Genomic DNA, 1,607 nt, shown 5'->3' on the forward strand with positions numbered 1-1,607 from the left:
CCACCCAGCCACCCGCACGACGACAGACTCAACCGCCCCGTCGCCAGCACACCACCCGAACCCGGCAACGTCGTCACAGCACCGAGCAGCGGGTGCCCACCGGCCCGCAGGCCCAGGCCGTCCGCGTCGCCCGCCCCGGTGCCGGACTCCAGCCAGTAGCGCTCGCGCTGGAAGGCGTACGTGGGCAGCTCCACCCGCCGCGCCCCCGAACCGGTGAACAGCACGTCCCAGTCCACGTGTACACCGCGCGCGTGCAGCCGGGCGAGGGCGGACAGCACGGCCCGCTCCTCGGCCCCCTTCTCACGCAGCGCGGGCACAAAGGCCAAGTTGCCCAGGTCATCGGTGACGTTGTCCTGAGCCATGGCGGTCAGGACACCGCCCGGACCCACCTCCAGGAACGTGGCGACACCCGAACCCGCCAACTGCCGCACCCCGTCACCGAAACGCACAGCCTCCCGAATATGCCGAACCCAGTAATCCGCCGACAACAACTCCGCACCCGCCGGCTCACCCGTCAGATCGGACACCACCGGAACCGACGGCGCACAAAACACCAACCCCTCAGCAACCCGCCGGAACTCCTCCAACACCGGGTCCATCAAGAACGAATGAAACGCATGACTCACCGTCAACCGCTTGACCCGGCGACCACGCCCCACCAACTCACCCGCCACCCCCTCCACCACATCCACCGAACCCGAAAGCACCACCGCCACAGGCCCGTTCACAGCCGCAACATCAACCCCCGACCGCCCCCCGACAACCTCCACCACCTCCGACTCCGAAGCCTCAACAGCGAACATCACCCCACCCGACGGCAAACCACCCATCAACCGCCCACGGGCCACCACCAACGCCACCGCATCCGACAACGACCACACACCCGCGACATGAGCCGCAGCCAACTCCCCCACCGAATGCCCCGCCACAAAATCAGGCCGAACACCGAACCACTCCAACAACCGGAACAACGCCACCTCGACCGCGAACAACGCAGGCTGAGCGAACTCCGTACGGTCCAGCAGGCCCGGCTCCGCGTCGCTCCCGGCGAAGACGACGTCGCGCAGCGAGCGGCCCAGCCTGGCGTCCGCCTCCGCACACACCGCGTCGAAGGCCTCCGCGAACACGGGGAACGCCTCGTACAGCTCACGACCCATCCCCGCCCGCTGACTGCCCTGCCCCGTGAACAGCATCGCCAGGCGCCCGGTGACGGCGGCGTCCTCGATCACGCCCGGGGCCGACTCACCGCGGGACAGGGCGAGCAGCCCCTCCAGCGCTTCCTCCCGGCCGTCGGCGAGCACCACGGCCCGGTGCCCGAGCTGGGCACGGGTGGCGGCCAGGGAGTACGCGGTGGAGACCGTGTCCGGCTGGTCACCGCTCTCGACGAAGGCGGCGAGCCGGCCGGCCTGGGCACGTACCCCGCCGGGGGTGGCGCCGGACACGAGCCACGGCAGTACCCCTCCGTGTTCGGCCGGAGCCTGTTCGGCGGACTCGTCATCGGGCGCCTGCTCCACGATGACGTGGGCGTTCGTACCCGAGACGCCGAAGGAGGAGATGCCGGCGCGGCGGGGACGTCCCGACCGCGGCCACTCCCGGGCCTCGGTCAG

Annotated in this window: 1 protein-coding gene; it reads right to left on the reverse strand. The window is 70.4% G+C overall.

What is annotated here, in order from left to right:
- Positions 1-1,607 (reverse strand): acyltransferase domain-containing protein (locus ACFYP5_RS38635; RefSeq protein ID WP_389044735.1); only part of this gene is annotated, 1,607 nt, incomplete at both ends.

Origin of the sequence: Streptomyces sp. NPDC005262, from assembly GCF_042872425.1 — a bacterium.
Taxonomy (GTDB): Bacteria; Actinomycetota; Actinomycetes; order Streptomycetales; family Streptomycetaceae; genus Streptomyces.